The sequence below is a fragment of the Kitasatospora sp. NPDC096140 genome (assembly GCF_040303045.1).
In the GTDB taxonomy this organism is placed as follows: Bacteria; Actinomycetota; Actinomycetes; order Streptomycetales; family Streptomycetaceae; genus Kitasatospora.
In genome coordinates this window covers 66,556-93,096 of record NZ_JBEOUW010000002.1, presented here as the reverse complement: position 1 = coordinate 93,096, position 26,541 = coordinate 66,556, and the positions used below count along the sequence as shown (strand labels likewise).

Sequence of the window (26,541 nt, the reverse complement as noted above, 5' to 3'; positions counted from 1 at the left end):
CGCACCGACCACGTCGCGCGGATCCAGGCCGACTGGCGGCGCGAACGCCCCGACCTCGACGTCTCCCCGCTGGCCGTCATCGGCCGTCTGCACCGCCTCGCCGCCCGCCTGACCGCCGAACTCACCCTCGTCTACCAGCGCTACGGCCTCGGCGAAGGCGAGTTCGACGTGCTCGCCGCACTGCGGCGCGCCGGCGCCCCCTACGAGCGGGCCCCCGGCGAACTGGCCGCGCACACCATGGTCACCACGGGCGCGATGACCAAGCGGATCGACCGCCTGGAGCGCGCCGGGCTGGTCGCCCGCCGCCCCGCCGAGGACGACCGGCGCGGGCGCGTCGTCGCCCTCACCGAGGCCGGCCTGCGCCTGTTCGACGAGGCGTTCACCGCCCACATCCACAACGAGCATCGCCTACTCGCCCACCTCGCCCCCGAGGAGGCCGCCGCGCTGCAGACCCTCCTCACCACCTGGCAGGACCGCCTGGACGACACCGCGCAGGACCGCCACGACCGGTGACCGCGGACGGACGCCCGCGGGGGGCCGACGGCTGCGGGGGCCGACGCCTCCGCCCGGCGACAATGTGACCCATGACCAGCACACCGCCGCCCCCGGACGCCCCGCAGCCCTCCCCGGCGATGCCGCCCGGCTGGGAGAACCCCGCCGTACGGGCCGACCGGCGCCTGGTGGAGATGCTGCAGGAGCTGCGGGTGCTGCAGACCGGCGTGCAGATCGTCTTCGCCTTCCTCCTCGGCATCGCCTTCACCCCGCGCTTCACCGAACTCACCGACGACCAGCAGGACATCTACATCGCCACCCTGCTGCTGACCGTCGTCGCCGCGGCCGTCCTCGCCACCCCCGTCGCCCTGCACCGCGGCCTGTACCACCACCCCGCCAAGACACGGATCGTCACCGTCTCCACCCGCATCGCGCAGATCGGCCTGGTGCTGCTCGCCAGCGCCCTGACCGGCGCCGTCCTGCTGGTCCTCGACGTCGTCCTCGGCACTGCGGTGGCCGTCCCGATCGCCTGCGTCATCGCGCTGACCTTCACCGGCCTGTGGTTCGTGCTGCCCTGGTCCGTCCGCCGCGCCGCCACCCACGACCAGGACTGACCCGCCCCCCGGGGACCCGCCCCGGGGGTCCGCCGCCCGCACCCCGCCGGATTCGTGCATGCCCCCGGCGCCTACCGTGGCCGTATGCACACCGACGACAGCCCGTGGGACGTCCTGCTGATCGGCGGGGCCTCCGGGGTCGGCAAGAGCCGCGCCGCCGCCCGCCTGGCCGCCCGGCACGGGGCGTTCACGGTGGAGTTCGACGACGTCGTCGCCGCCCTCCAGGCCGCCACCACGGCGGCCACCCACCCCGGGCTGCACCACTTCACCGGCCCGGCCCCGGCCGGGGGCGCCGAGCGCGTCCTGGAACTGCAGATCGCCACCGCCCGCGCCCTGGAGGCGGCCCTGCTCGGCGTCGTGCGCAACCGCCTCACCGTCGACGTGCCCGCCGTCGTCGAGGGCGACTACCTGACCCCGGCCGCCGCCGCCCGCGCCGCCGCCGAGGCCGCCGGGCAGGGGCGGCGGGTACGGGCGGTCTTCCTCCACGAGGACGACCCGGCCCGCATCGCCGCCAACTACGCCGACCGCGAGCCCGACTGCGGCCCCCAGCCCGAACGCGCCGCCGTCAGCGCCCGCTACTCCGCCTGGCTCGCCGCCCAGGCCGCCGCCCACGCCCTGCCGGTGCTCGACTGCCGCCCGTACGCCACCCTGCCCGAACGCCTCGCCGCCGCCCTCGCCTGACCTACCCGGCCGCCCCGGCCCCGCTCCCGGCCACCGCCCCGGCCTCCCCGGCCGGGCGCGCGTGGTGACCGGCCCTCACCCCGCCCCCGCCCCGAACCGGCGCTGGTACGCCGACGGCGTGATGCCCGTCTCGCGGCGCATCAGCGCCCGCAGGTTGGCCGCGGTGCCCAGCCCGCTGCGCCGGGCGACGACCTCGAAGCGCCGCTCGCCCCGCTCGATCAGCCGGCAGGCCAGGGCGAGCCGCTCCCCCGTCAGCCACGCCAGCGGGGTCGTTCCCAGCTGCGCCCGGAAGCGGCGGTGCAGCGTCGCCGGGCTGACCGCCGCCCGCCCGGCGAGGTCGGCCACCGTGAGCGGCGCGTCCAGCCTCTCCTGCGCCCAGGCCAGCACGGGCGCCAGCGACTGGTCCGGCAGGTCGGGCATCGGCCGCTCCACGAACTGCCGCTGCCCGCCGTCCCGGTGGGCCGCGAAGACCAGCCGCCGGCTCACCGCGTTGGCGACCTCCGCCCCGTGGTCGCGCCGCACCACGTGCAGCCCGAGGTCGAGCGCGGCCGCGCTGCCCGCAGCGGTGAGGATGTCGCCGTCGTCCACGAACAGCACGTCCGTTTCGAGGCGGACGGAGGGGAAGCGGGCCCGGAAGGAATCCGCCCACTGCCAGTGCGCGGTGGCCCGCCGCCCGTCGAGGACCCCGGCCTCGGCCAGGGTGAACGCCCCGCTGCAGAAGCCCATCAGCCGCGCGCCGCGCGCGTGCGCCCGGCGGACGGCGTCCAGCACCGCGCGGCGGCGGGGCACCTCGGGGTCGGGGCGGTTGGGCACGATCAGGGTGTCCGCGTCATCGGCCGCCTCCAGCCCGGCGACGCCCGTGAGCGTGAAGAACCCGTCCCGCATCAGGGTGCGGGGCCCGGGCGAGCACAGCCGGAAGTCGTAGAGGTCGCGGCCGATCTCCGGCCTGCGCAGACCGAACACCTCGGTCGCGCACCCGAGCTCGAAGGGGTTGGAGTTCTCGTCCACGATCACGACCACCCGGTGCACGCCCGCCGCGCCGCCCCGGTGCGAGGATTCTTTCGACATGTGCGATTCCTAGCACTCCCGCCGGCCGGCCGGTACCCGCAGGATGGGCCCCATGAACAGCCTGCCCATCCCCCTGGACGAGGCCCTGGCCTCCTTCGACGCGCTGTGGAGCCCCCGCATCGTCACCCGCGTCAACGACTACGACGTCCGCATCGCCAAGGTCCACGGCGACCACGTCTGGCACGCCCACGACGACACCGACGAGTTCTTCCTCGTCCTCGACGGCGAACTGCGCATCTCCCTGCGCGAACCCGGCGGCGAGCGCACCGTCGTGCTGCCGCGCGGGTCGGTCTTCACCGTCCCGCGCGGCACGGAGCACAGGCCGTCCGCCCCGGACGGCGCCGCGATCCTCATGTTCGAACCGACCGGCACCCCGACCGTCGGCGACCGCCACGACGAGATCCCCGACCACGTGGACGCCACCACCGGCCACACCCTCGGCACCTGACCCCGACCCTGCCCCGCCCCGCTCCGCACAGGAAGTAGGCCCCGCCGACTTCCTGTGCACGGGACCGGCCGGAAGGGAACACCCCCCGGACGGCGACTCCGCGCGGGGCGGGGGCGCTCACGCGTGGGGCCTCAGCCTTCCTCGATGTCCGAGATCAGCTTGGTGCTCAGGTCGCTCTGCACCGCCAGCCGGGTGTGCCCGGCGTCCGGACCGGTGCCCCAGGTCAGGGTGACGGTGGTGAACAGGTGCCCGGCGCCGGAGTCGTGGTAGCGCACCTCCCAGCGGGTCGGCACGTCCTGGGCGCGCAGCACCCCGTCGGCGTGGTTGGCTTCCTCCCAGGCCGCCAGCCGCCGGCGCAGGTCCTCGGTGAGGTAGTGGGCGCGCAGCTGGTCGCCCAGGTCGTCGGTGCCGTCGGAGACGGCGTCGATGTAGGCACCGTAGAAGTCGGCGACCCGGTCCACGGCGGAGTCCGGGCTGCCGCTGCGCACGGCGGCGCCGGCCTGGGTGTCGGTGTCGGTCATGAAAGGTCCTCTCGCTCGGGGGCCGGACGGCCTGCTGCCGCCGGCCGGGCCGTTTGACCCGCCCGGGACAACGAGCCCGCACCCGGCCGGTTGCGGCCGTGACCGCCCCCAAGCCGCAGTGAGCGCCGCCCGGTTGGCCAGTGCGGCGGACCGCCGGCTCGGGCGCGGGGGCGGCTGATGCGGGCGCCCTGAGTCAGGTGGGTCGCTGTCCGTGGAGGAGGACGGGCAGGGCGCGGCCGGCGAGGGCTTCGGTGACGCGGGCGGCCTGGGCGGGAGCCATGCGCGCGGGCAGGTCGCGCACGGGGACGAAGCGGGCGCCGAGCAGTCCGCTGCGCTGCTGCGCGGGGACGGTGAGGAGGACGTCGTCGGGGACGGTTCCGCCGTCGAAGACGAGGTTGAGGCGTTCCAGGTGCCGGTCGGCGGGGGTGAAGTCGACGGCGATCACGTCGTTCAGGCGCAGGTGCAGGCCGGTCTCGGCGTGCAGGTGCCGGGCGGCGGCCAGGTGCGGCGGCTCATTCGGTTGGGCGGAGCCGCCGGGCAGGATCATGCCGTCCAGGTAGTCCGGGTCGACGAGCAGGACGTCGCCGCGCCGGTTGCGCACGAGGACGAGGCAGCCGAGCCGGCACACCGGCGGCTTGGCCAGGAGGCGGGGGTCGCGCATCGGGCGGTTCACTTTCGAAGCGTGCGGGACAGGAGGAGGGCGAAGCAGGCCAGCCAGGTGAGGCGGGCGAGGTGATCAGTCGTCATACGTCAGGCGCTCGTAACGCAGCCCCTTGCGCAGGAGGTCGAGCATCCGCAGCAGGTCCAGCGGCCGGGCCGACCCGAGGTCGACCAGGTAGTTGCCGGTGATCCGCCCGTACTCCCAGTCGACTTCGATGGACGACAACGTGACCCCACCGAGCGCGAGCACGGAGACGAGGTCCTCCACGACGCAGGCCGCCTGCCGCCGCTGCTCGGCCGTGGCACGGGACAGCATCGATCCCATCACCACTCCCCCGGCCTCGGGTGCACCTCGAACTGGCGCCACGCGGTGTAGGCGTCCCCGAAGAACGTGAACGAGGCCAACTCGCCCGTCACGCCGCAGCGCAGCCACTCCCCCGTGATCTCGTTACGCACCTGGTAACGCTGCGCGTCGGGATCGAACCGCACCCCGTACCCGTGGGAGTGGGGAACCTGTTCAGGAATCATGGGAAAACAGCCTTCCGCAGTCGAACTTCGACCATCTCGATCGGACTTGCGGCACGAGATCGCGCGCCGCAGGAACAGTCAGATCGTGCCGGTGGATGCGGAGCCATTGCGATGACGGGAAGGCGTCGCTCCGGAGCCATGACAAGACATCATTTAGGCGTCGGAGAAAACGATTTGGAGCTAGCCTGTTGCCATGACGACGCCCAACGAGGCTCTGCGGGCGAAGCGAGCAAACGCCTTGTCCAACGCTGGGAATCCGGGGAGGTACGAGCCCCTCGACCGGTGTACGTTCGTGCTCTTGAGGCTGTCACCAATCTTCCTGTGGACCGCCTCGGGTTCGAAACACCGCAGCTACCTTCCGGGGCGACCCTGGATGGCACAGGAGGGCACGACATGGCCAACAGCGAACCGGGCATACCGGTGCAGGCGGCTCCCGTCCCGGCAGGCGAGGATCACACCGGGGTATGGCTGAGCCGCTACGAGTTCTTCAGCAGCAGCCGCGACGGCTCCTTCACCGGCCTTCACCACGTCGTCCTGACCCAGCGCGGGAACCGCATCACGGGGCGTTCACTCCCTGGCGCTTCGTCCAACCCCGACTCTCCGCTGTCCTTCGACCTGACCGTCGACCGGAACATCGTGACTGGCACCTGGGTCGAGCAGACCGCACCTGACGGCTACTACCAGGGCGCCCGGTACCACGGGGCCATTCAGCTGCTGATCGACCCGACCGGCCGACGCATGGCGGGAAAGTGGGTCGGATTCGGAAAGGAATTCGACGTGAACACCGGCCCCTGGGAGCTCCGGCTGCTCGACAAATCCACTGCGGAAGAAACCCTGGGCCGCTACAGCACACCGCCCGTGGAGTAACTGACCGGCCTCCTTGCGCCACCGCCTCACCACCCCCGCGTAGGAAGTCGGCGGGGCCGACTTCCTACGCAGGGGACCTCTCGGGAGGCTCCCGCGGCCGGGGGGTGTCAGGCGGTCTTGATGGTGCCGCCGTCGATGACGTGGTCGGCGCCGTGGATGTTGGCGGCGCGCTCAGACAGCAGGAAGGCGACCAGGTCCGCGACCTCCTCGGGCGCGGTGAGACGTCCCGAGGCAATGTTGAACTGCCCGGGCAGGACGCGGCTGGCGAAGGCTTCGGTGACGCGGGCGGCCTGGGCGGGAGCCATGCGCGCGGGAAGCTCGCAGCTGGCGGCCCGGGTCGGTGTTACACCTAAGGCGGTGGAACGCTGGCTCTCTGATGCGTCGCTCGTGCCGCATCAGCGGAACCGCTTCGATGTCTGCGCGGCTTTAGGGGTTGATGAACGGGTGATCTGGCCCAACAGCGTCCGGGCGAACGTGAAGACCGGGCACGACCGGGAGGTGTTCGCCGTCTACCCGTACCGATCGGCCTGCCCCCGCTCGGTGTGGGCACAGCTGATCGCCGAGGCGCGGTCCGAGATCTTCCTCGCCGGGTACACCAACTACTTCGTCTGGCTGGAGCAGCCCGCCCTGCTGCAGACCCTGCGGCACAAGGCCGAGAGTGGCTGCCGGGTGCGCTTCCTGCTCGGGGATCCCGACTCCGACACCACGCGCCAGCGTGAGCAGATCGAGGACGTGACCCTCACGGTGTCCACCCGGATCCGGGTCACGCTGGAGAACCTCGCCAAGCTCGCCGGTGTCCCGGGGGTCGAGGCCCGGTTCAGTGCCCCTGAGGACGGCCCGAACCACGTCGGCCTCTCCGTCTTCCGCTTCGACGAGCACGCCCTCGTCACACCCCACCTCGCCCGCACCGTCGGCCACGACTCGCCGCTGATGCATCTGCGGCGCAGCGAGGAGCACGGCATGTTCGACCGTTTCGCCGACCACGTCGAGGAACTCTGGTCCCGGGGAAGCGACATCCGCACGGATGCCCGCAGCTGACCGGGTTTCGGCGCCCGGCCGCTGCGAGGCGCGGCCGGGCGGGCCTTCTGCTTCTTTGCCTCCCGGAGTCCCTACGCTCGCACCCATGAGCAGCCACGCCAGCCCGTCGCCCCTTCACTCCGTGTCGGTCGCAGGAGCGGTCGTGCGGGAGGACGGGCGTGTACTGGCAATCCGCCGGGCCGACAACGGCACCTGGGAGCCGCCGGGCGGGGTCCTCGAACTCACCGAGACCATCGAAGACGGCCTGCGCCGCGAAATCCACGAGGAGACCGGCCTCAAAGTGGGCGTCGACCAACTCACCGGCGTCTACAAGAACATGACCCGCGGCATCGTCGCCCTCGTCTTCCGCTGCCACCCCGAAGACGGCACCGAACAGCTCTCTCCCGAATCCACCGCCATCACCTGGCTCACCCCTGACGAAGTCGCCGACCACATGGGCGAGGTCTACGCCGTGCGCATCCTCGATGCCCTGAACCCCGGCCCTCCCCGCATCCGCTCCCACGACGGCCACCGCCTCACCACCCCCGCGTAGGAAGTCGGCGGGGCCGACTTCCTGTGCGAGGTGCCCGGCCGGAGGGAACCCCCGCGGCCGGGGGCTGTCAGGCGGTCTTGATGGTGCCGCCGTCGATGACGTGGTCGGCGCCGTGGATGTTGGCGGCGCGCTCGGACAGCAGGAAGGCGACCAGGTCCGCGACCTCCTCGGGCGCGGTGAGGCGTCCCGAGGCGATGCCGAACTTCCCGGGCAGGCCTGCGAGCAGGGCGTCGTGGTCGACGCCGGCGGCGGCGGCCACCTTGCCACCGAGACGGTCCGGGTCGGTCCACTGCGGGCTGGTCGTGGGGCCCGGGGAGACGGTGTTCACGCGCACGCCGCGCGGGGCCAGTTCCTCGCTGAGCCGCTTGCCGAACTGGGTCAGGGCGGCCTTGGCCTCCGCGTAGCCGACCGGCGCGCCGGCGGGCATGCGGGCGTTGATCGAGGAGATGTTCACGATCGCGCCCCGGCGTTCCAGGATGCTCGGCAGGGCGGCCTTGGTGGTCCACATCGCGCTGAACAGGTTGAGGTCGAAGATCCGCTGCCACTGCTCGTCGTCGCTGTCCGCGAACCCGTTCAGGGACAGGTTCTCCGGGTCGCCCGCGCCGACGTTGTTGACGAGGAGGTCGATCCCGCCGACCGCGGCCAGCGCCCGGTCGACGACCGACCGCGCCCCGTCGCGGGTGCTCAGGTCGACGGACAGGGCCGCGACGGCGACCTCCTCCAGCTCGGGCGTGACGGTCCGGGCGGCACCCACCACCCGGACCCCCTCCGCGGCCAGGTTCCGGGCGATCGCGAGGCCGATGCCGCGACTCGCGCCGGTGATCAGGGCGGTCTTCCCGCTGATACCGAGGTCCATGCTCTCCCCCACTGTAGGAATGACAGGTTCTTGAACTGAAGGTCTAAAATCAGGGCGCGAAAAGGCGCCGCCCGCGGCGGCGCAGCGCCTCAGAGGCCGGCCAGGGCCGTGTCGATGATCCGGTGCAGCACCGGCCGCTCGAAGGTCCGGGTCATGACCCGCAGCCCGGCGAGGGTGGTCTGCAGCAGCAGGGCCTGCGCCCCGGCGTCGACGCTCCGGTCGACGTCGCCGTCCCGCTGCCCCTGCTCGATGCGGGCGGTGAACAGGGCGATCATGCGCTCCTCGATGCGGTGCACCGCGCGGGCGGCCTCCTCGTCCTGCCCGCCGAGCTCCTCGACCGTGTTCTGGGCCAGGCATCCGCGCCGCACCGGCCCGTCCAGGTCCGTGTCCACGAGCAGCACGAAGTACGCGTGGATGCGCTCCCTGGCGGTGCCCGGCCGGGAGAGGAACTCCTCGGTCAGTCCCGAGCCGAGCCGGCCGTAGAGGTCCAACGCCCTGGCGAACAGCTCCCGTTTGGAACCGAAGGCGTGGTACAGGCTGCCCTTGGCCACTCCGGTCGCCTCGGCGAGGTCGGCCGGCGAGGTGGCCGAGTAGCCCTTGGTCCAGAACGTCTCCATCGCCTGCGCGACGGCCACGTCCGGTTCGAAGCCCTTCGGTCTGCCCATGCCGTCACCGTAGTGAGTATTTGACCCGGAGGTCAACTACTCGGCCGCAGGCGCCCGGCCCGCGGCCTGACGGCGTGCCACCTTTCCCCGGGAAGGGCCGGACCCCCGGGCGTTATTCGCAGGCGTACGGCATCGCCGGCGCCCTATCCTGCGCGTCATGATCGACTGGAAGAGCATCGAGGCCGCCGACTGTGCCGTGCCCGCCGGACCGCCCGTGGACGACGTCGTCGACGAGCTGTCCCGCGCGCTGGCGGATCCCGATCCGCTGGTGCGCGACGGCGCGCCCTACGCCGTGCTCGCGACGTGGATATCGCGCGGGGTGATCGGGGCCTCCCGGCGGCTGGAGCTGGGGGACGAGATGGCCGCCCGCTTCACCGACCCGCGGATCGAGGCCCGCGCCTTCGCGCCCCTGGTCCTCGACATGCTGGTGTCCGCCGGGGACTTCAAGGCCGGCTGGGTGGACGCGTTCGAGCGCTGGTACCCGGCGGAGCACGACCTGCGCGGCCACGACGACGTGCTCGGCTGGCTGCACGCGGTGGCCCACGGCGCGGACCTGCTGGCCTCCTTCGGCCGCCACCGCGAGGTGGCGCCGGTGCGGATGCTGGAGCTGGCCGCCACGCGGCTGACGGCGCCCACCGACCACGTCTTCGACCAGCTGGAGGACGACCGCCTGGCCCGGGCCGTCGCCCGCGTCCTCACCCGCACCGACCTGACCGAGCGCGAGGCCGTCGACTGGCTGGAGCCGATCGCCGACCGCTTCGGCGCCGACCGCCTCAGCACCCCGGTGCCCGCCCACCTCAGCAACTGCCTGCGCACCCTGCGCCTGCTCTACGTCCTCGCCGACCGGGGCGTGCGTCCCGCGCCCGACCAGCCCGCGCAGCCGCTTGCCCACCGTGACGCGGTCAAGTCCGCCGTCGCCGCCGTCCTCGACCGGATCGTCAAGCGCTGACACGACCCCCGGTCCCGGGGCCGGGGGGCCTGGCCGGGACCGGGGGTCGTGCGCTGCGGTGGCCGGTCCTCCGGGCGCACGGACTTCGCGTCCCGTCGCCCGGGGTCGCCCGGGGTGGAGCGGCGGCGCGGTGTCACCGGACGATGACCGCCATGTCCTGGTACGTGGCGTAGCCGGCGTCGAAGGCGCCCTCGCTGATCCAGGACTCCCCGCGGGCCGGGTCCTCGACCAGGAACTGTCCGTCACGGACCGCGGAGACGACCACGGTGTGCTCGGACGGCCCGGCGTAGAGCACCTGGCGGCCGTCGTAGGCGGTGTACGAGCCGGCCGCGACGTCGCGCCAGCCGTAGTCGACCCAGACGATCGCCGGATGGCCCGCCGCCACCTGCGCGCGCAGCTCGGAGGGGCTGATGCCCTGCCCCGCCTGCATGACCGCCAGGCCGTAGGAGCCCGCGGCCCGGGCGACCGGCGGGTAGTACACGCCGTAGCCGGTGCCGGCCGTCTCCGAGCCGTTGGGGTCGCCCACGAAGGCGCGGTAGGGATCGCCGGAGAGCGGACCGGAGACGCCGAACTGGTAGTGGACCCGGTCGACGCCGATCCGGGCGAGGATGGCCTGGTCCCCGACCTGGACGCCACGGGAGGCCAGCACCATGCGCAGCGATGCCGCCTCGCAGTCGTTGGCCAGCTGCTGGGAGTAGTGCGGGACCGCGGTGGTGGCGGCGCCCGAGGGTGCGGCGCACAGCAGCGTGGCCGCGCCGGCCAGGGCGGCGGCCAGCGCTGTGAGCCGCCCGCCGCGCGGTAACCGCCTGGCCCTGCGGGGCGTGGACTGCGGCTTCCCCGGGCGGCGGGTGTGCTCGCTCCTCGTCACGGCGCTCCTCGTCATGGCGCTTCTCCTTCGCTGCTTCCCCCTTCCATGGCACCTCGTCCTCGCCCGCCTCGCAGCTGGGGAGGGCGGGGAGCCGGTCACCGTCGCGGGCGGGGAGCCCGTCACCGTGGCCGGGCAGCCGCCGCAGCCTCAGCCGCCACAAGCCTGCCCGGGGCGGGTCATCGGTAGTCTGCGGACCCATGACACGCCTTTGGATCCTGCCGGCCCTGATCGTCCTGTCCGGCGCGGTCGTTGCGGCGCGGCCGGCCGCCGACGGGGACATCGGTACGGCCGCGGCCCTGCTGCTGGTGTTCCTGCTGCTCGCCGCCGTGAACACCCCGCTGGTCTTCCCGCGGTCGGTCAGCGCCGCCGAGGCGCAGCGCCGCAGTGCGGCCGACGGTCGGCCGGTCGTCTTCTGGCGGCCGGGGTGCACGTACTGCCTGCGGCTGCGGTTGCGGCTGGGGCGCAGTGCCGGCCGGCTGCACTGGGTCGACATCCGGCGCGATCCCGAGGCGGCGGCGGCCGTGCGGGCGGTGAACGACGGCAACGAGACGGTGCCGACGGTCTTCGTGGCGGGCCGGGCGCACACCAACCCCGATCCCGGTTGGGTGCGTGAACAGCTCTCGCCGGTCGCGTGACCCGCTGCCCGCCCCGCTGCCTGATCCCCTCGCGGGCCGGGTCGCGGGTCAGCGCTGGATCTCGGCCCGCGCCCTCTCGTCGGGCGTGCCGATGTCCCAGAAGCGGATGGTGCCGCGGGCGCCGGCGTAGGTGCCGGTGCCTCCGGTGACGGCCATGTCGAGCGGGGCGGTCGATCCCTTCGTCCAGAGGGACTGCATCGTCAGGGAGCCGCCCTCGACTTCCATGGTGAGCAGGCACTGCGCGGTGACGCCGGTGTCGTCGGCCTGGATGACCTGGCACGATCCGCCGCCGCGGCCGACGCTGCGGCCGTCCTTGAGGGCGGTGCCGGAGTAGACGTCGAGGTCGCCCAGGCTGGGCCCGGCGGGGGCGAGGTCCACGGCCTGGTACTGCTCGTTGTGGATCTTGAGTTCGAGGACCTCGACGTGGCTCCTGCGCGGGGTGTCGGCGTCCGCGGTTCCCCCTGCGGCGACGGCGATCGCGGCGGTGGCCAGCGTGGCGGCGAGGAGCCGGTTGACCGTCAGGTGCCTGCGGCTGCTGTTCGGGTCGGCGGGCATGGTGGATTCCCTTCGCTGTGGACTCGTGTGCGAACTCCCTCGACGCTATGACCGGCGGGCCGGTGTGTTCCAAGACCAATACGGCTATGGGGCCATGCCCGCGCGGGTATGACCGGCGCTTCCCGTCCCCGTCCCCGGGGCCGTCCGTGCGGTGGTGCCGTGCGCGGGGGCGGTCCGGCGGGGTGTCGTGAGCCGTTCCGGGCGGCGGTGGATAGCATCTGCGCGTCAGTTCCGCCGTGTCGACCGTTCGTTGACGGCCCCGTTGTGCGGCGGACCGGTCCGCAGCTTCTCCGTTCCCGTCGTCGGCGCCGCGGGCATTTCCGCGGGCGCTTTCCCGTCGGAAGGTTCGTGCCATGACTGTCATTTCTTCGGCGGCGCGGTGTCTCGGGGCGGCCGTGCTGGTGCTGGGGCTGACCGCACCGGCCTCGGCCGCGACGGCGCCAACGGCGGCAAGGACGGAGCCGGCCGCGCAGGCCGGCGCGCTGGGGCACGCGGGCCGCTGGCTCACCGACGACCAGGGCCGGGTGGTGACCGTCCACGGCGTGAACCTGGTCGACAAGAAGCCGCCGTACTTCCCCGCGGCCGGCGGTTTCGGCGAGCAGGACGCGCGGTTCCTGGCGGAGAACGGCTTCAACGCGGTGCGGCTGGGCTTCGCGTGGAGCGCGGTCGAACCGCAGCCCGGCGTGTACGACGACGCCTACGTCGAGCAGATCCGCCGGACCCAGCAGCTGCTGGCCCGGTACGGCATCCTCAGCCTCGTCGACTCCCACCAGGACGCGTTCAACGAGTCGGTGGGCGCGAGCTGGAACGGGTTCCCCGACTGGGCGACGTTCGCCGACGGCTACCCGGTGCAGCCGAATCCCGGCTTCCCGCAGGTGTACTTCACGAGCCCCGCGCAGAACCAGACGTGGGCGAACTTCTGGCACGACCACGCCGCGCCCGACGGCGTCGGGGTGCAGGAGCACTACGCGGCGATGTGGGCGCACGTCGCGCAGCGCTTCGCGGACCAGCCGTCGGTGCTGGGCTACGACCTGATCAACGAGCCGTGGCCCGGCTGGGACTACCCGACGTGCTTCCCGGACGGCTGCCCCGCGTTCGAGCGCGGTGTGCTGGCGCCGTTCGAGGCGAAGGCCATGGAGGCGATCCGCGGGGTCGACCGCCGCCACCTCCTGTTCTACGAGCCTTCCCTGACCAACGACTTCGGCACGCCGGACTTCGTGCCGAACCCGACCGGCGACCCGGACGCGGGGCTGAGCTTCCACGACTACTGCTTCGGCCCGGTCGACACCTGTGTGACCAACGGGCTGGAGCGCGCCGCCGCCGACGGCGCCGTCGGGGTGGTGACCGAGTTCGGCGCGACGACGGACGCGGCGAGGCTGACCCGCCTCACCGACCGGTTCGACGAGAACACGGCGTCCTGGATGTTCTGGTCCCTGGCGCAGGACCAGACGCCGGGGCACCCCCAGGAACCGCCGACCGGCCCGAACCTGATGGACCCGGCGATCGTCCGGCCGTATCCGCAGGCGGTCGCCGGCACCCCGCAGCAGTGGCGGTACGACGCCACCACCGGGACGTTCACCCTCGGTTACAGCACCCGCCGCGCCGACTCCGGCGCGCCGTTCGCCGCCGGCGCCCGCACCGAGGTGTTCCTGCCGCAGTCCCTCTTTCCCGACGGCTACCGGGTGGAGAGCCGGGGCGCCACCGTCGTGTCCGCGCCCGGCGCCCGGCTGCTCCAGCTCACCGCCGACCCCGGGCAGGACACCGTGCAGGTGACGGTGACACGGCCCTGAACCGACGGGCCCTGAACCGGCGGGCCCGGGGCCGGGCCGGTGTCCGCTACGCCAGGTCCTTTCGCATGATCGTGCACATGGTCTCGCGGCGGCGGATGGAGCCGTCGGGCGCCTCCTCGTCCCAGGCGTCGGGCCGCCGGTCGAAGGCCGTGTAGCCGAGCCGCTCGTACAGGGCGCGGGCCCGCGGGTTGTCGTCCTCCACGCCGAGTTCGGCCCGCCCGAGGCCCCGGGCGCGGATGCGCTCCTCGGCGCAGCGCACGAGCAGCGAGCCGAGCCCGTGGGACTGCAGGGCCGGGAGCACGGCGAGCTGCCACAGCGTGCCCGCGCCGGGGGCGCTGCGGTAGTCGACGCCGCCGATCGCCACGGGCAGGCCGGTGCCGGTGCACACGGCGAGGTAGTCCACCTCGCCGGCCGCCGCCCGTTCCAACTCCCGTGCGACCTGGCGCAGGTGGGTCGCGGATCCCGACCAGGTGCAGGCTGGCAGGTCGGCGGGCGTCAGGTCACGGACGTGGACGGGGACGGAGAGGGACACGGGGACGGCGGGGGCGGGGGCGGGGGCGGGTGCGGGGGCCCGGTGGGAGTTCATGCCCGTCATCCCACCAAGGCGCCGGATGCCCGCGCGACGGGTTTTCCGCGACCCTGCGACGCGACGCCCCGTCAGTTGCGGGCGGTGGCCAGGAGGGTGTCGGTGGTGGTGACGGTGGCGCCCAGGCCGCGCAGCGCGTGGAGGGCGGCGGTGTGGGCGGGGGCGGCGAGCGCGGTGACGGCGTCCTCGGGGACGGCGACGGGGTGGCCGAGGGTGAGGGCGGTGCGCACGGTCTCGCCGACGCCGTACTCGGTGGTGATGCCCGCGACGACGAGGCGGGCGGCGCCGAGGCGGCGCAGGCGCTCGGCGAGGTCGGTGCCCTCGAAGGCGTCGATGCCGTACTTGGTGACGACCTCGTTGCCGGGGCCGGCGGCGACCTCGGGCGCGAAGCGGTTGAACACGGAGTCCGGGCCGCCGTCACTGCCGTCGAGGCGGGCGTAGCGGACCAGGACGACGGGCCGGCCGGCGTCCTCGAAGGCGGCCTTCAGGCGGGCGGCGCTGCGCACGACGTCGGCGCCGGCCAGCGGGGCGGAGGGGCGGTCGACGATCCACTGCTGGAGGTCGACCAGCACCAGGACGGTGCCCGGGGCGGTTGCGGGGCCGAAGGGGGCGGGGCGGTCGGTCATCGGGGCTTCCTCGGGTGGGCGGTGGCGGGCGGGTGGTGGCGGGTGGACGCTCAGTCGGCGCCTCGGTCGGTGCCTCGGTCGGCGCCTCCGTCGGTGCCGCGCAGGGCGGCGGTGGAGCGGTCCAGGAGGTTGCGCAGCTGGGCCTGTTCGGCCGGGTCGAGGGCGTCGGTGAGGCGCTGTTCGACGCCGCGGGCCAGGGCGTCGGCCTTCCTGGTCAGGGCGTGGCCGGAGCGGGTGAGCCTGGCCACCAGGACCTTCTGGTGGACGCTGGAGGTCTCACGGGTGATCAGGCCCTTGGTCTCCAGGTTGGCCAGGACCGTGGTCATGGTCTGCGGGGTGACCATGCACCCGCGGGCGAGCTGGGCGCCGGACATGCCGGTGGACTGCTGGAGGAGGAGCAGGGTGACGTACTGGGGCACCGTCAGGTCCACGGTGCGCAGTGCGCGGGTCTTCTCGCCGATGAGGGCCTGTTCGGCGCGTTTGATGGCGTGGCCGAGGCGGTCGTGGGGGTTGGCCGGAGCCGGGGCCGCCGGGGCCGCTTCGCCCGCCGGGTCGGTGCTGTGGTCGGTCATGGTGATCGCCTCCCTGGCTCCCCCCGGGTCATGGACTGTGAGGGTTCTACGTTATATCAGGGGGCTGATACACCGCCAGATGCGGGTCCGGGCGCGCCCGCCCGTCCGTACGGCCCGCCGGCTGGCAGGATGGGGCGGCATGGAACGTGTGCTTGGAATCGGCGGGTACTTCCTGCGGTCCGCCGACCCGGCGGCGCTCGGCGCGTGGTACCGCGACTGCCTGGGGCTGGACGCCGACGTGAACGGGCTGTGGTGCCAGGAGGGCGGGCCGACGGTGTTCGCGCCGTTCGACGCCGACACCGACTACTTCGGCTCCCCCGCCCAGCAGGTCATGCTCAACTTCCGGGTCCGCGACCTGGACGCGATGCTCGCGCAGCTGCGCGCCAAGGGGGCGCAGGTCGCCGAGCAGACGCAGGACATGGCGGGCGTCGGCCGCTTCGGCTGGGTCACCGACCCGGAGGGCAACCGCATCGAACTGTGGCAGCCGGCCTGACCGTACGCAGCCGAAGTCGAAGCCTCTCCGGCGCCAACTCGCTTCACGGGAACCCCCGTTCACTCCTGTGCCAGGATGGGGCCATGAAGTCGACACTGCCGTTCGGAGAGGAACTGCGAGCCGCTCTCGGCACGCCCCGCCAGGCCCGCCTGCTGGAGAGCAGCCCGCGGTCGCGGGTGTGGCGGGCGGAGCTGTCCGGCGCTCCGGTGGTGGTCAAGCAGCTGGTCGACGCCCCGGAGGCCGACGAGCGCTACGCCCGCGAGGCGGCCGCGCTGGCCCTCGCCGCCCGGGTGGAGCCGCCCGTGGTGCCGCGGCTGCTGGGCACCGACCCCGCCCGGCGGGTCCTGGTCCTGGAGTACCTGGAGCACCGGCCGCCCGCCGAGGACTGGGTGGTGGACTACGCCGCGGCCCTGGCCCGCCTGCACGCCGCCACCGGCCCCGCCGACGCGGGCGGCGCGCTGCCCGCCTGGCCGGCCCCCGGCCCGGGCGACACCGACTCCTTCCTCGCGCTGGCCACCGCCCTCGGCGTCCCGGCGGCGCCCGCCGTACGGGCCGAAATGGACGCCCTGACGGAGCGTCTGCGCACCGCACCGGGCCACGCGCTGCTGCACGGCGACCCCTGCCCCGGCAACGACCTGCACACCGGCGACGGCGTGCGGTTCGTCGACTTCGAGCAGGCCTCGCTCGGCAGCGGCCTGGTCGAACTCGCCTACCTGCGCATCGGGTTCCCGACCTGCTGGTGCTCCACCGCCCCGCCCGCCGCCCTGCTGGACGAGGCGGAGGCCGCCTACCGCGCCGCGTGGCGCGCCGCGACGGGCACCGAGGCCGGGGACGACCTCACCGACGCGTGCGCGGGCTGGCTGCTGCGGGGCGACGCGCTGGTCCAGCGGGCCGAACGCGGCACCGTCGACCACCTGGCCAGGGCCGTGGAGCAGGACTGGACCTGGGGCACGGCCACCGCCCGCCAGCGGCTCGCCCACCGCCTCGACGTCGTCGCCCGGCTGACCGCCGACGGGGCCGCCGGCGGCGGTCGCGGTGGCAGCGGTGGCAGCGGTGACGGTGGCGGCGGGCTGCGCGCCCTCGGGCTGCTCGCGGCGGACGTCCGCCGGGCCATGCTCGCCCGCTGGCCGCACCTGCGCCCGCTGCCCCTGCTGCGCCCCCGGCAGTCGTAGCACGGCCGCCGGGCACGGCTGCGCCCGGTGCTCCTGCTGCGCCCTGTTCGGCCGGGCCCGGCGTGCGGGTGGGCCCGCGGGCAAAACCGGTGGCAGGGGCGGGCTCCGGGCGGCGAGACTGCCCGGGTGGACACCGCCGTACCGGACCTGCGCATGCACACCGTCGTGCCCGACTACGCCGCCATGCACGCCCTGGTCGCCGACCTGGTGCTGCCCGAGGGCGCGCCGATGTCCGTGACGAGCGCGCTGGACACCTCCCGCGAGCTCGTCCGGCACTCCTACTTCCGGTACGAGTTCGCCACCGTCGCCGTCGCGCACGCCCTGCTGGCCCTGGAGCAGGTCCTCGCCGAGCGGACCGGCCACCACGGCGGCCACGACAGCGCCGGCGCCGACGACAGCACCTGCGCCACCGCCCCGCTGCGCGAGCTCGTCCGGCGGGCCGGGGAGGCGGGGCTCCTCCCGGCGGACCCGGACGGCGAGCTGGAGCAGGCCGTCCGGCTGCGCGAGCGGATCGCCCGGGGCGAGGCGAGCAGCGCCGCCCTCTACCCGCCGCGGGCCGTCGTCCTGCTGCGCGCCGTGTTCGACGCCGTCGCCCTGGCGCTGCGCCCGGTGACGCCCGCGCCGGCGGGGCCCGGCCCGGGCGGGCACCTGGAGCACCTCGCCCGCCAGTGGCAGGAGTACACCCGGGCCCCGTTCCCGGCGAGCTTCCGCGGGGTGGACGTCGACGGCGCGGACCTGGTCCTCCTGGACGTGTACGTCGCCGGGCTCGTCCACCGGGAGCTGAACGGCGGACTCGACGACGACGGCATCGCCGTCCTGTGGCAGTGCATCGCCGACCTCTCCAGGGTCGTGCCCCTGATCGACGAGGCGTACTGCGCCGCCTACTTCGCCCGGCTGCGCGAGGTGGCCCGGCTCGCGGCGGCCCGCCACCTGCCGCCGGCCACGTGAGCGCCCCGCCCGGGGACTGGTACGCGCGGGCCCTGGAGGCGGAGCAGCGGGAGGACTGGGAGACGGCGATCACCCTGGTGGCCGCGCGGGCCGTCTGCTACTCCCCCGACCACCTCGCCCACGCCCACCACCTGTGGCACCTGGACCTGCTGGCCCGCGCCGGGCGCCTCGCAGAGCTCGCCGGCCTCGCCGACGGGACCGACCGGGCCGACCGGGCCGACCGGGCCGACCGGGCCGACCGGGCCGACGGGAACGGCGGGAACGGCGGGGACGTCCATGCGCGCCGCAGGCTCGCCCGGGCGCTGTGCGAGCGCGGGATGGCGGCGCAGCTGCGCGAGCGTGCGGCGGCCGGGGACGGCGGCGCGCTGTACCGGCTCGTGCGGCTGCTGGGCGAGACGGGCCGGGCGGCGCAGGCCCGTCGGGTGGTGCGGGAGTTCGGTGCGCGGGACGCGTACGCGCACCGGCTCCTGGACGGCTTCCGGGAGCGGCCCGACGGGTGATCACCTCGCGGCGGCGCCCTGGCTCTTGACGGCGGCGGCGCCGACCGGGGCCGCGCCGGCCGTGTCGTTGCCGGCGGTGGCGCCGGGAACGGGGGCGGGCCTGGTGTGCAGGACGGCGCGGGCCTGTTCGGCGGCGCGGATGATGCTCTCGCTGATGAAGTCGAGGAAGCGGGCGACGTTCTCCAGGCGGTGGGCGGCGGGGGTGTCGGCGCCCAGGATCGCGGCGCCCTGGCGGGCGGTGGCGACGAGCTGGTCGTTGGCGCGGGCGCTGGCGACGGTCGCCTGGTAGAAGAGTTCGTCGTCGACGATGTAGCGGTCGCGGCGGCGTTCGTCGCGTTCGCGGCGCACCAGGCTCTGGCTCTCCAGGAAGGCGATGGCCTTGGAGATGGAGGCCGGGCTGACCTGCAGGCGCCGGGCGAGTTCGGAGGCGGTGAGGCTGCCCGCGTCGGTGGTGAACAGGCAGGTCAGGACGCGGGCCGTCATCCGGGACAGGCCCGAGCCCATGAGGACGGTGGTGAGCGTCTCCTCGTAGTCGGCCAGGGCCTCGGCGTCGCGGCCCTGCGGGCGGGCGGCGGCGTCCGGGCCGTGGGAGGCGGCGGGCTTGCGCCGGTGGGCGCGGCGTTCGGTGGCGCGGTGGGCCAGGTCGGCGCGGTAGGCGGTGGGGCCGCCGTTGCGCATCACCTCGCGTGTGACGGTCGAGGTCGGGCGCTCCAGGCGTCGGGCGATCTCGGCGTAGGGGAGGCTGTCGGCCAGTCCCAGCGCGATCTGCTGGCGTTCGTGCTGGGTGAGTCGGCCTCCCGGCATCGCGGTCTCCTCGGTGGTGCCTCGTGGTGGTCCTTGATCCCCACCATAGCGTTCACTTCTCACCCATTGCAATGAGCAAGTCTCATGTCGTTGCGTTACCGACAGAACCGTTGCAACACTTTCCCGCACTTCACCTGCAGCGATGGCATTCTGATGCAACGACAGCATTGTCGCTTCCCAGAAAGCAACGTAGCGTTTCCGATGTCAGAAACACCGGCCGGACACCCCGGCCGGACACCGTGCACACCGCGACCGAACACCGGAGACCACGATGCAGACCTTCGACACTCCCGCCGCGATCACCGCCGTCCTGGACGTCCCCGCCGGGCTCGTACGGCTGGTCGCCGCCGACCGCGCCGACACCACCGTCGAGGTCCGCCCCGCCGACCCCGCCAGGAACCGCGACGCCCGCACCGCCGAGCGCACCGCCGTCACCTACGCCGACGGCGTGCTGACGGTCCGCAGCGCCCCGGCCGACAACCCGCTGTTCGGCGCCGGCGGCGTCGAGGTCATCGTCCACCTGCCGGCCGGCTCCCGCGTCGAGGCCAGGACCGAGGCCTGCGCGCTGCACGCCACCGGCCGCCTCGGCGACGTCGCCTTCGACGGCGCCCACCGCCTGATCGAGATCGACGAGGCCGCGAGCGTGCGCCTCACCGCCGTCGACGGCGACGTCGAGATCGGCCGCCTCACCGGCCCCGCCGAGATCAGCACCGCCCGCGGCGACATCCGCATCACCGAAGCCCACCGCGGCACCCTCGCACTCAGCACCCAGCTCGGCGACATCACCGTCGACACCGCCCCCGGCGCCTCCGCCGCCCTGGACGCCGCCACCGGCCACGGCCGCATCACCAACGCCCTGCGCAACGACGGCACCACCACCCTCGACATCCGCGCCACCACCGCCCAGGGCGACATCACCGCCCGCAGCCTCTGACCCCCTCCCCCGTCCCCCCTCCGTCCCCAGCGGCCGCAGGAAGGCACCCCATGAGCACCGAGACGACCGCCCGCCCGTCCGCCTGGAGCGGCACGGTCCCCGTCGACGACACCACCCTCGCCGTCACCGACACCGGCGGTAGCGGAACCCCCGTCCTCTACTGCAACGGCCAGTTCGCCACCCAGGGCTACTGGAAGCGGGTCATCGCCGAACTCGGCGACGGCTACCGGCACATCACCTTCGACGAGCGCGCCCGCGGCCGCACGTCCGGGCGCTCCGCCGACTACTCCTTCGAAGCGTGCGTGCGCGACGTCGACGCCGTCCTCGCCGCCCGGGGCGTGGACCGGGCCCTGGTGATCGGCTGGTCCTACGGGGCGTTCGTCGCCGCGCACTGGGCGAGCCGCAACCCGCGGCGCGCCCTGGGCGCGGTCCTGGTCGACGGCGCGCAGCCGCACGACTGGCTCGACGACGCCATGGAGCAGCGCATCCGCGAACAGTTCCGCCGGTGGGGCCGGTTCCTGCCGCTGCTGCGGCCCACCGGCCTGACCCCGCGGATGAACGGCGAGGAGATGGCGCAGTGCAACATCGAGCTGGGCCGGGTCGCCCGTGAGCGCGCGCTGGCCCCCGTGCTGGACGCCGTCGCCGTGCCCACGCGGTACGTGGTCGCCTCGGGGTCGTCGCTGGGCAGCCGCGGCGACGAGCAGGAGCGCATCCGTGCGAGCCTGACGGCGGTGGCCGCCCGCAACCCGCACATCGAGATCAGCGCGAAGGTGGCGAGCAGTCACGGCGCGATCCTGAAGAAGGACTTCCGCGCCGTCGCCGCCGCCGCGCGCGAGGTCACCTCCGCCGGCTGCGCCCGCGGCGGCCGGTGAGGGACCGGGGCGCCCGGGCGCTGCGGGTGCCACGGCGAGGCGGCCGCGGGGCAGGGCCCGCTGCGGGCGCGCCGGCTGGCGCCGGGCACAATCACCCCCCATGGGGACGGACATCCGGGGATTCGTGGAATGCCGCACGTGGGACGACAGCGGCGCGAAGGCCTGGCACGGCGCCGTCGAGCTCTCCCTGCTCGGCATGACCCGGGACTACCCGGCCTTCGCCTGCCTCTTCGGCGTCCGCGACCCCGGCGGGCGCTGGCGGCCGGTCGGCGCCGGGCGGGGGCTGCCCGGCGACGTGTCGCAGCGCACCCGCGCCGGGCACGCCTCGTGGGGCGAGGCGGCGTTCGGCGCCACCTGGCTCGCCTGGGACGAGGTGCTGGCCGTCGACTGGGACGAGCCGGCGCTGCCCCGGGCGACCACCATCGCCCGCTACCGCCGCGACCCGGACGGCACCCTGACGCTCCGGCACCGCGACGACTGGAGCCGCGGCTTCGCCCGGGCCAGCGGCATCGACACCCGCAGCGTCGACCCCGGCCGCATCGGCGACCTGTGGGCCGAGGGCACCACCTGGGACGTCGGCACCACCGTCTTCCGCGCCGAACGCGACCGGCGCCGCGACGCCGTGCCCGCCGACGGCGGCTGGCGGCCGGTGTGGAGCGTCATGCGCACCCTCGCCGAGGTCCACGGCGACGACCACGTCCGCCTGGTCGTCTGGTTCGAGGAGTAGCCCCCCGACCCCGGGCCCCGGCCCAGCCCGGCCCCGGACCGTACCGGTGTGTGCACGCGCGGGCATGACGGCAGGTCACCGCGGGGGGTGGTGTGGTGAGGGCGCGGGAAACTCCGGTGCGGACGCAGGGGGCGGCCGGGCAGACTGTTCCGATGCTCATCGAACATTGGCCCCTGATCGGGCTGCGCGTGATCTCGCCCCGCCTGGAGCTGCGGCTGCCCACCGAGGACGAACTGGCGGAGGTGGCCGATCTCGCCGCCCGTGGCATCCACCCGCCGGACGCCCGCCCGTTCCTGTTCCCCTGGGGCGAGCTGCCGCCCGCCGAACGCGCCCGGCACGTGGCGCAGATGCACTGGCGGCGCCTGGGCCGGTGGACGCCGCAGGAGTGGGCGCTGAACCTGGTCGCCTTCCACGAGGGGCGCCCGGTGGGCGTCCAGGACGTGCGGGCCAAGGAGTTCGGGATCCGGCGCGAGGTCGTCTCCGGTTCCTGGATCGGCCTGGAGCACCAGGGACGGGGCTTCGGCACCGAGATGCGCGCCGCGATGCTCCACCTGCTCTTCGCCGAGCTGGGCGGGCAGTTCGCGACGTCGCTGTCGTTCACGGACAACCTGTCCTCCCTCGCGGTGTCCCGCAAGCTCGGCTACCGCGAGGACGGCATCGAGCGCGACGTGCTGGACGGGCAGGTGGTGCAGTCCCTGCGCCTGCGCCTGTCGCGGGAGGACTGGGCCCGCCACGCGCAGACCCCGGTGGCCGCCACCGGGCTGACGGACGGCTGCCGCGAGCTGCTCGGGATCGCCGGCTGACACTCCGGCGGACCGGGGAACGAACGGGCAAGCAGGCGAGCGGGTAAGCAGGCGAGCAGGAAGTCGGCCGGGCCGACTTCCTGCTCCCGGGCCCGGCGGGTCAGTGCCCGCCCAGGGCGGCGGGCAGGGCCGCGAGGGAGTGCAGGACGCGGATGCCCGGCGCCACCGGGGCGCCGGCGGAGGCGCGGTCGAGCCAGAAGGCGTGCAGGCCCGCGTCGCGGGCGCCGAGCGCGTCCAGGTCGTACCGGTCCCCCACGTAGGCGACCTCGTGCGGCTCCAGCCCCAGCCGCTCGCACCCGGCCCGGAAGATCCCCGGGGCGGGCTTGGCCTCGCCGTGCTCGTCGGAGCAGACCAGCACCTCGTCGCCGAAGTGGCCCAGCAGTCCGACCGCCCGGAGCTTGTCGCGCTGGTGGCGCAGCGAGGAGTTGGAGACGATCCCCAGCCGGTGGGTGGGCGCGAGCGCGGCCAGCACCGGGGCGGCGTCCGGGAACGCGGCCCGGGCGGCGTCGCGGTGGGCCGCGTACCCGGCGAACCAGGCCGCGGCCTGCTCGTCCGGCAGCCGCTCGGCGCCCTCCTCCCCGAGGCGGGCCAGGAACTGCCGGACGCGCTCGCGCTGCTGGCCCGCGAAGGTCAGCTCCCCGGCGAGGAAACGCGCGTACTGCTCCTGCGTGACGTCCCGCCACAGCGCCACCGCCGCCGCGGGGCCGGAGAAGCGCTCCGCCAGGCCCAGCTCCCTCAGACGGGCGAGGATGCCGGCCTCCTCCGACCCCGAGTAGTCGAACAAGGTGTCGTCGACGTCGAAGAGCACACCCCTGATCGGCACGATCCGTCCTTCCCGCTTCCGCTTCCGCTTCCGTTTCCGTTTCCGTTTCCGCTCCCGGACCCTACGTGTGCCGCCGGACCGGGCCCGGGCCCCCGCTAGGGGGTGGCTCCTGCTTCCCCAGGGTGTGTCGAGGCGGCTGCCAGGAGGGCGTCGAGCAGTCCGGGGAAGCGGGTGTCGAGGTCGGCGCGGCGCAGGCGGACGAAGCGGTTGCGGCCGGCGACGCGGGTGGTGGTGATGCCGGCTTCGCGCAGCACGCGCATGTGGTGGGAGACCGTCGACTTGTGCAGGTGCTCCAGGCCCAGGCCGCGGGGGTCGCAGGAGTGTTCGGCGTCGTCGGCGTAGCTGAGCAGCAGGGTGAGGCGGACCGGGTCGCCGAGGGCGTGCAGGACGGTGACGAGGTCGATGTCGGCGGTGGCGGGCTGGGGCAGCCGCTCGCCCTCGCCCACAGCACCCGCGGCACCCACGGCACCCACGGCGCCCACGGCGCCCACGGCACCGTCGGCCTTCTCGGTGCGCTCGGCGCTGGTGGCTCTCGCGGCGCTGGTGGCTCTCGCGGTTCTCGTGGCGCTCATGGCGCTCGGCCTCCGGGGTGCGGGGAACGGCGGGGGAATGAATGGTTTGACAATCATCCACCAATCCCCGAATGTTTGGCGAGCGTCAAACTGTTGCACGTCCATCCAACCATTCCGCCCCGGAGGGCCCGCCCGTGCCCGTACGTCTGCTCCTGCTCGCCCTCGGCACCTTCGCCGTGGGCACCGACTCGATGGTCGTCGCCGGCATCCTCGGCCCGGTCTCCGCCGACCTGGGGGTGTCGGTGCCGGCCGCCGGCCAGCTGGTCACCGTCTTCGCGCTCGGCTACGCACTGCTGGCCCCGGTCCTGGCCACGCTCACCGCCCGCTGGCCGCGCCGGCGCCTGCTGCTGACCGCGCTCGCGGTGTTCAGCGCGGCCAACGCGCTCAGCGCGCTCGCCCCCACCTACGGCCTGCTGCTGGCCACCCGGGTGCTGGCGGCGGCTGGCGCCGCCCTCTACACGCCCACCGCCAACGCGGTGGCCACCACCCTGGTCGCCCCCGAGCGGCGCGGACGGGCGCTGGCGACCGTCCTCGGCGGGATGACGGTGGCCACCGCCCTCGGGGTGCCGCTGGGCACCTGGGTGGGGCGCGCCGACTGGCGGCTGACCATGTGGCTGGTGACCGCGCTCGGCCTGGCCGCACTGGCGGGCCTGGCGGCGCTGCTGCGCGGCCTGCCGCCCGCACCCGCCGCCGCCCCCACCCTGCGGGCCCGGCTGGCGCCGCTGGGCAAGCGCCGGGTGCTGGGCGCGGCGGGCACCACCCTGGTGTTCTTCCTCGCCTTCCAGAGCGTCTACATCTACCTGGCCACCGCCGTCTCCGGGGCCACCGGCGGCGACGCGGACCGCCTCAGCGTGATCCTGCTGACGACCGGCGTGATGTCGGTGGCCGGCAGCTGGCTGGGCGGGCGCCTGGTGGACCGGGCGGGGGTGCGGCGGGTGCTGCTGGCCGGCTCGGCCGTGGCGGCGTGCGCGTTCGCGGCCCTGCCGTGGCTGGGGCGCAGCATGCCGGGGGCGCTGGTGTACGCGGCGGTGGTGCCGCTGGCGGGGTGGGCGGTGTCGGTGGCGCTGCCGCACCGGCTGGCGTCGATCGATCCGGGGAACGCGCCGCTGCTGATCTCGTTGAACAGCAGTGCGCTGTACCTGGGGACGGCGGCCGGGGGTGCGGCGGGTTCGGCGGCGGTCGCGGTGCTGGGCGGGCGGTGGTTCCCGCTGGCGGCGGCGGTGCTGGCGGCGGCGGCGTGCGCGGTGGCGGCGGCGACCACGCGCGACGAGGCCGAAGGGCCGCGCAGGAAGGAAGCCTGGCGTGCCGTCACCCCGGCGTCCTCGCAGCAGCATTGCGCGGCTTCCACCCGGGCGGCGGGAGGCGGGGACGGCGTCCGCAACCGGCCGACCGGCGGCGGCGACGGTGCATAAATCGCTGTCCGATCATCGGAGTGCGGTGATAAGACATCCGGCGTGGAAAAGAATCTTGAGTTCCCCGAGCTGCTGCGCCTGATCGACGAACGGTCGACCGCCTTCCGTGCCACGGTCGCCGCCGCGCCCGGTCTCGACGCACCGGTGCCGTCCTGCCCCGGGTGGACGCTGTTCGATCTGGTGAAGCACCTGGGCGGGGGGGACCGTTTCTGGGCCGCCATCGTCGGCGCGGGGCCTGCCGACGCTCCCCCGGCCGAGGCCGCCGCCGCGCGCGCCGCTCTGGAGCTGCCGCGGGAGCGTGAGGCGCTGCTGGCCTGGCTGGACGCGTCGACGCAGCTTCTGCTGGACGCCCTGCGCGAGGCGGGACCGGAGAGCGGTTGCTGGACGTGGTGGCCCGCGTCGCAGTCGCCGCAGACCTCCGGCGGTGTCGCCCGGCACCGGGTCCAGGAGAGCGCGGTGCACACGTACGACGCCCAGCTCGCCGGGGGCGACCCGCAGCCGCTGCCGGTGGAGTTGGCGCTCGACGGTGTGGAGGAGTTCCTGTTCACCGTCTGCGCCACGCCGAGTGCCTGGCCGCACAAGCCGACGGCCTTCGACTTCCACGCCGCCGAGGGCCTCTCCTGGCGCCTGACGGTCGACGGCGACGGCGCGCGCATCACCGGCATCCCCGCGCCCGCTGCCGCGGCCGGCGAGGACGCGGCCGGCGAGGGCGTGGACGCGGCCGGTGCCTCCGTCCACGGCACGGCCAGTGAGCTGGTCCTCTACCTGTACGACCGCATCAAGGCCGAGTCCTTGCGCGTCGACGGCGACGCGGGGCTGCTGGACCTGCTCCGCGCCTGGGAGCCGGAGGAGAAGTAGGACGCAGCGCCCCCGCACCGCCCCCGGCACGGCCGCCCCGTGCCGGGGGCGGCCGTGCGGGAGGGGCCGTAC

Annotated in this window: 36 protein-coding genes; 20 read left to right on the top strand and 16 right to left on the bottom strand. The window is 74.4% G+C overall.

The genetic code is table 11. From position 1 onward, the window contains the following. Window positions 1-21 precede the first annotated feature (21 nt). The 3 genes from ABT048_RS02170 (at window position 22) to ABT048_RS02160 (ending at window position 1,787) form a co-directional block, all read left to right on the top strand. Window positions 22-513: a MarR family winged helix-turn-helix transcriptional regulator gene (locus ABT048_RS02170; protein WP_350519599.1), complete on the top strand. Its 492-nt coding sequence runs from the start codon at window positions 22-24 to the stop codon at window positions 511-513. A 71-nt stretch (window positions 514-584) separates the two neighbouring features. Then, the gene (locus ABT048_RS02165) at window positions 585-1,106 is read left to right on the top strand and encodes a DUF6328 family protein (RefSeq protein ID WP_350519380.1); all 522 of its coding nucleotides are present in this window, start codon (window positions 585-587) and stop codon (window positions 1,104-1,106) included. Window positions 1,107-1,190: 84 nt separating this feature from the next. Further along, entirely contained in the window at window positions 1,191-1,787 is a 597-nt protein-coding gene (locus ABT048_RS02160) for an AAA family ATPase (RefSeq protein WP_350519379.1), read from the top strand. Between the two features lie 75 nt (window positions 1,788-1,862). Here the strand turns inward: ABT048_RS02160 and ABT048_RS02155 are convergent, their stop codons facing one another. Continuing rightward, window positions 1,863-2,855 (bottom strand): GlxA family transcriptional regulator, encoded by a 993-nt coding sequence (locus ABT048_RS02155; RefSeq protein ID WP_350519378.1) that lies wholly within the window; start codon window positions 2,853-2,855, stop codon window positions 1,863-1,865. 52 nt (window positions 2,856-2,907) lie between these two features. Here ABT048_RS02155 and ABT048_RS02150 point away from each other — a divergent pair, with 52 nt between their 5' ends. Then, on the top strand, window positions 2,908-3,303 hold the full coding sequence (locus tag ABT048_RS02150; protein ID WP_350519377.1) for a cupin domain-containing protein: 396 nt from the start codon (window positions 2,908-2,910) through the stop codon (window positions 3,301-3,303). 131 nt (window positions 3,304-3,434) lie between these two features. Here the strand turns inward: ABT048_RS02150 and ABT048_RS02145 are convergent, their stop codons facing one another. The 4 genes from ABT048_RS02145 to ABT048_RS02130 all read right to left on the bottom strand — a co-directional run bounded on the left by ABT048_RS02145 (window position 3,435) and on the right by ABT048_RS02130 (window position 4,940). Next, the gene (locus tag ABT048_RS02145) at window positions 3,435-3,824 is read right to left on the bottom strand and encodes a hypothetical protein (RefSeq protein ID WP_350519376.1); all 390 of its coding nucleotides are present in this window, start codon (window positions 3,822-3,824) and stop codon (window positions 3,435-3,437) included. A gap of 193 nt (window positions 3,825-4,017) precedes the next feature. Then, window positions 4,018-4,485 carry an NUDIX domain-containing protein gene (locus ABT048_RS02140; protein ID WP_350519375.1) on the bottom strand — a complete coding sequence of 156 codons (468 nt, stop codon included), beginning with the start codon at window positions 4,483-4,485 and terminating at the stop codon, window positions 4,018-4,020. 75 nt (window positions 4,486-4,560) lie between these two features. Further along, window positions 4,561-4,809, bottom strand: coding sequence for a hypothetical protein (locus tag ABT048_RS02135; RefSeq protein ID WP_350519374.1), 249 nt, complete (start codon window positions 4,807-4,809; stop codon window positions 4,561-4,563). After that, a complete protein-coding gene (locus ABT048_RS02130) occupies window positions 4,809-4,940 on the bottom strand; it encodes a hypothetical protein (protein WP_350519373.1) in 132 nt (43 codons plus the stop codon). The genes ABT048_RS02135 and ABT048_RS02130 overlap by 1 nt, the downstream gene beginning before the upstream one ends. Before the next feature lie 183 nt (window positions 4,941-5,123). On the opposite strand from ABT048_RS02130, the gene ABT048_RS02125 reads away from it, so the two are divergent. Further along, window positions 5,124-5,879: an XRE family transcriptional regulator gene (locus ABT048_RS02125; protein ID WP_502893960.1), complete on the top strand. Its 756-nt coding sequence runs from the start codon at window positions 5,124-5,126 to the stop codon at window positions 5,877-5,879. A gap of 107 nt (window positions 5,880-5,986) precedes the next feature. On the opposite strand, the gene ABT048_RS02120 is transcribed toward ABT048_RS02125, so the two are convergent. Next, window positions 5,987-6,184: an SDR family oxidoreductase gene (locus ABT048_RS02120; protein WP_502893959.1), complete on the bottom strand. Its 198-nt coding sequence runs from the start codon at window positions 6,182-6,184 to the stop codon at window positions 5,987-5,989. Window positions 6,185-6,323: 139 nt separating this feature from the next. Between ABT048_RS02120 and ABT048_RS02115 the strand changes: the two genes are divergently transcribed. Together ABT048_RS02115 and ABT048_RS02110 are read left to right on the top strand one after the other, a co-directional pair. Next, complete coding sequence (locus ABT048_RS02115; protein ID WP_350519372.1) at window positions 6,324-6,917, top strand: DUF5919 domain-containing protein; 594 nt, start codon at window positions 6,324-6,326, stop codon at window positions 6,915-6,917. Between the two features lie 85 nt (window positions 6,918-7,002). Beyond that, entirely contained in the window at window positions 7,003-7,449 is a 447-nt protein-coding gene (locus ABT048_RS02110) for an NUDIX hydrolase (RefSeq protein WP_350519371.1), read from the top strand. 67 nt (window positions 7,450-7,516) lie between these two features. On the opposite strand, the gene ABT048_RS02105 is transcribed toward ABT048_RS02110, so the two are convergent. Then, complete coding sequence (locus ABT048_RS02105) at window positions 7,517-8,305, bottom strand: SDR family oxidoreductase (protein ID WP_350519370.1); 789 nt, start codon at window positions 8,303-8,305, stop codon at window positions 7,517-7,519. Window positions 8,306-8,394: 89 nt separating this feature from the next. Next, window positions 8,395-8,970, bottom strand: a complete 576-nt coding sequence (locus tag ABT048_RS02100; RefSeq protein WP_350519369.1) for a TetR/AcrR family transcriptional regulator — start codon at window positions 8,968-8,970, stop codon at window positions 8,395-8,397. Between the two features lie 157 nt (window positions 8,971-9,127). Here ABT048_RS02100 and ABT048_RS02095 point away from each other — a divergent pair, with 157 nt between their 5' ends. Further along, window positions 9,128-9,919 carry a DUF2785 domain-containing protein gene (locus tag ABT048_RS02095; protein ID WP_350519368.1) on the top strand — a complete coding sequence of 264 codons (792 nt, stop codon included), beginning with the start codon at window positions 9,128-9,130 and terminating at the stop codon, window positions 9,917-9,919. A 133-nt stretch (window positions 9,920-10,052) separates the two neighbouring features. Here ABT048_RS02095 and ABT048_RS02090 read toward each other — a convergent pair whose 3' ends face one another. Continuing rightward, window positions 10,053-10,802, bottom strand: coding sequence for a C39 family peptidase (locus ABT048_RS02090; RefSeq protein WP_350519367.1), 750 nt, complete (start codon window positions 10,800-10,802; stop codon window positions 10,053-10,055). Between the two features lie 182 nt (window positions 10,803-10,984). Between ABT048_RS02090 and ABT048_RS02085 the strand changes: the two genes are divergently transcribed. Next, window positions 10,985-11,422, top strand: a complete 438-nt coding sequence (locus ABT048_RS02085) for a glutaredoxin domain-containing protein (RefSeq protein WP_350519366.1) — start codon at window positions 10,985-10,987, stop codon at window positions 11,420-11,422. Between the two features lie 48 nt (window positions 11,423-11,470). On the opposite strand, the gene ABT048_RS02080 is transcribed toward ABT048_RS02085, so the two are convergent. Then, window positions 11,471-11,977, bottom strand: coding sequence for an allene oxide cyclase barrel-like domain-containing protein (locus ABT048_RS02080; RefSeq protein WP_350519365.1), 507 nt, complete (start codon window positions 11,975-11,977; stop codon window positions 11,471-11,473). Window positions 11,978-12,330: 353 nt separating this feature from the next. Between ABT048_RS02080 and ABT048_RS02075 the strand changes: the two genes are divergently transcribed. Beyond that, complete coding sequence (locus ABT048_RS02075) at window positions 12,331-13,767, top strand: cellulase family glycosylhydrolase (protein ID WP_350519364.1); 1,437 nt, start codon at window positions 12,331-12,333, stop codon at window positions 13,765-13,767. Window positions 13,768-13,813: 46 nt separating this feature from the next. Here ABT048_RS02075 and ABT048_RS02070 read toward each other — a convergent pair whose 3' ends face one another. From ABT048_RS02070 to ABT048_RS02060, 3 genes are all read right to left on the bottom strand, one after another. After that, complete coding sequence (locus ABT048_RS02070; protein WP_350519363.1) at window positions 13,814-14,353, bottom strand: GNAT family N-acetyltransferase; 540 nt, start codon at window positions 14,351-14,353, stop codon at window positions 13,814-13,816. 71 nt (window positions 14,354-14,424) lie between these two features. Further along, window positions 14,425-14,979: a cysteine hydrolase family protein gene (locus ABT048_RS02065; RefSeq protein ID WP_350519362.1), complete on the bottom strand. Its 555-nt coding sequence runs from the start codon at window positions 14,977-14,979 to the stop codon at window positions 14,425-14,427. A 50-nt stretch (window positions 14,980-15,029) separates the two neighbouring features. Next, window positions 15,030-15,551, bottom strand: a complete 522-nt coding sequence (locus tag ABT048_RS02060) for a MarR family winged helix-turn-helix transcriptional regulator (RefSeq protein ID WP_350519361.1) — start codon at window positions 15,549-15,551, stop codon at window positions 15,030-15,032. A gap of 139 nt (window positions 15,552-15,690) precedes the next feature. On the opposite strand from ABT048_RS02060, the gene ABT048_RS02055 reads away from it, so the two are divergent. From ABT048_RS02055 to ABT048_RS02040, 4 genes are all read left to right on the top strand, one after another. After that, entirely contained in the window at window positions 15,691-16,044 is a 354-nt protein-coding gene (locus ABT048_RS02055) for a VOC family protein (RefSeq protein WP_350519360.1), read from the top strand. 83 nt (window positions 16,045-16,127) lie between these two features. Then, window positions 16,128-17,216 (top strand): phosphotransferase, encoded by a 1,089-nt coding sequence (locus ABT048_RS02050; RefSeq protein WP_350519359.1) that lies wholly within the window; start codon window positions 16,128-16,130, stop codon window positions 17,214-17,216. Window positions 17,217-17,342: 126 nt separating this feature from the next. After that, window positions 17,343-18,164 carry a hypothetical protein gene (locus ABT048_RS02045; protein WP_350519358.1) on the top strand — a complete coding sequence of 274 codons (822 nt, stop codon included), beginning with the start codon at window positions 17,343-17,345 and terminating at the stop codon, window positions 18,162-18,164. After that, window positions 18,161-18,664 carry a hypothetical protein gene (locus tag ABT048_RS02040; protein ID WP_350519357.1) on the top strand — a complete coding sequence of 168 codons (504 nt, stop codon included), beginning with the start codon at window positions 18,161-18,163 and terminating at the stop codon, window positions 18,662-18,664. Before ABT048_RS02045 ends, ABT048_RS02040 begins: the two co-directional genes overlap by 4 nt. On the opposite strand, the gene ABT048_RS02035 is transcribed toward ABT048_RS02040, so the two are convergent. Next, window positions 18,665-19,468 carry a helix-turn-helix domain-containing protein gene (locus tag ABT048_RS02035; protein ID WP_350519356.1) on the bottom strand — a complete coding sequence of 268 codons (804 nt, stop codon included), beginning with the start codon at window positions 19,466-19,468 and terminating at the stop codon, window positions 18,665-18,667. It lies immediately after the preceding gene. A 271-nt stretch (window positions 19,469-19,739) separates the two neighbouring features. On the opposite strand from ABT048_RS02035, the gene ABT048_RS02030 reads away from it, so the two are divergent. From ABT048_RS02030 to ABT048_RS02015, 4 genes are all read left to right on the top strand, one after another. Continuing rightward, a complete protein-coding gene (locus ABT048_RS02030; RefSeq protein ID WP_350519355.1) occupies window positions 19,740-20,402 on the top strand; it encodes a DUF4097 family beta strand repeat-containing protein in 663 nt (220 codons plus the stop codon). A 50-nt stretch (window positions 20,403-20,452) separates the two neighbouring features. Continuing rightward, a complete protein-coding gene (locus tag ABT048_RS02025) occupies window positions 20,453-21,274 on the top strand; it encodes an alpha/beta fold hydrolase (protein WP_350519354.1) in 822 nt (273 codons plus the stop codon). A 100-nt stretch (window positions 21,275-21,374) separates the two neighbouring features. Beyond that, window positions 21,375-22,001, top strand: a complete 627-nt coding sequence (locus ABT048_RS02020; RefSeq protein ID WP_350519353.1) for a hypothetical protein — start codon at window positions 21,375-21,377, stop codon at window positions 21,999-22,001. 152 nt (window positions 22,002-22,153) lie between these two features. After that, the gene (locus tag ABT048_RS02015; protein WP_350519352.1) at window positions 22,154-22,804 is read left to right on the top strand and encodes a GNAT family N-acetyltransferase; all 651 of its coding nucleotides are present in this window, start codon (window positions 22,154-22,156) and stop codon (window positions 22,802-22,804) included. A gap of 100 nt (window positions 22,805-22,904) precedes the next feature. Here ABT048_RS02015 and ABT048_RS02010 read toward each other — a convergent pair whose 3' ends face one another. Further along, window positions 22,905-23,627, bottom strand: coding sequence for an HAD family hydrolase (locus ABT048_RS02010; RefSeq protein ID WP_350519351.1), 723 nt, complete (start codon window positions 23,625-23,627; stop codon window positions 22,905-22,907). Window positions 23,628-23,722: 95 nt separating this feature from the next. Further along, a complete protein-coding gene (locus tag ABT048_RS02005) occupies window positions 23,723-24,199 on the bottom strand; it encodes an ArsR/SmtB family transcription factor (RefSeq protein ID WP_350519350.1) in 477 nt (158 codons plus the stop codon). A 134-nt stretch (window positions 24,200-24,333) separates the two neighbouring features. Here ABT048_RS02005 and ABT048_RS02000 point away from each other — a divergent pair, with 134 nt between their 5' ends. Continuing rightward, complete coding sequence (locus ABT048_RS02000) at window positions 24,334-25,611, top strand: MFS transporter (protein WP_350519349.1); 1,278 nt, start codon at window positions 24,334-24,336, stop codon at window positions 25,609-25,611. Between the two features lie 42 nt (window positions 25,612-25,653). Next, window positions 25,654-26,469: a maleylpyruvate isomerase family mycothiol-dependent enzyme gene (locus ABT048_RS01995; RefSeq protein ID WP_350519348.1), complete on the top strand. Its 816-nt coding sequence runs from the start codon at window positions 25,654-25,656 to the stop codon at window positions 26,467-26,469. The last annotated feature ends 72 nt before the right edge of the window (window positions 26,470-26,541 follow it).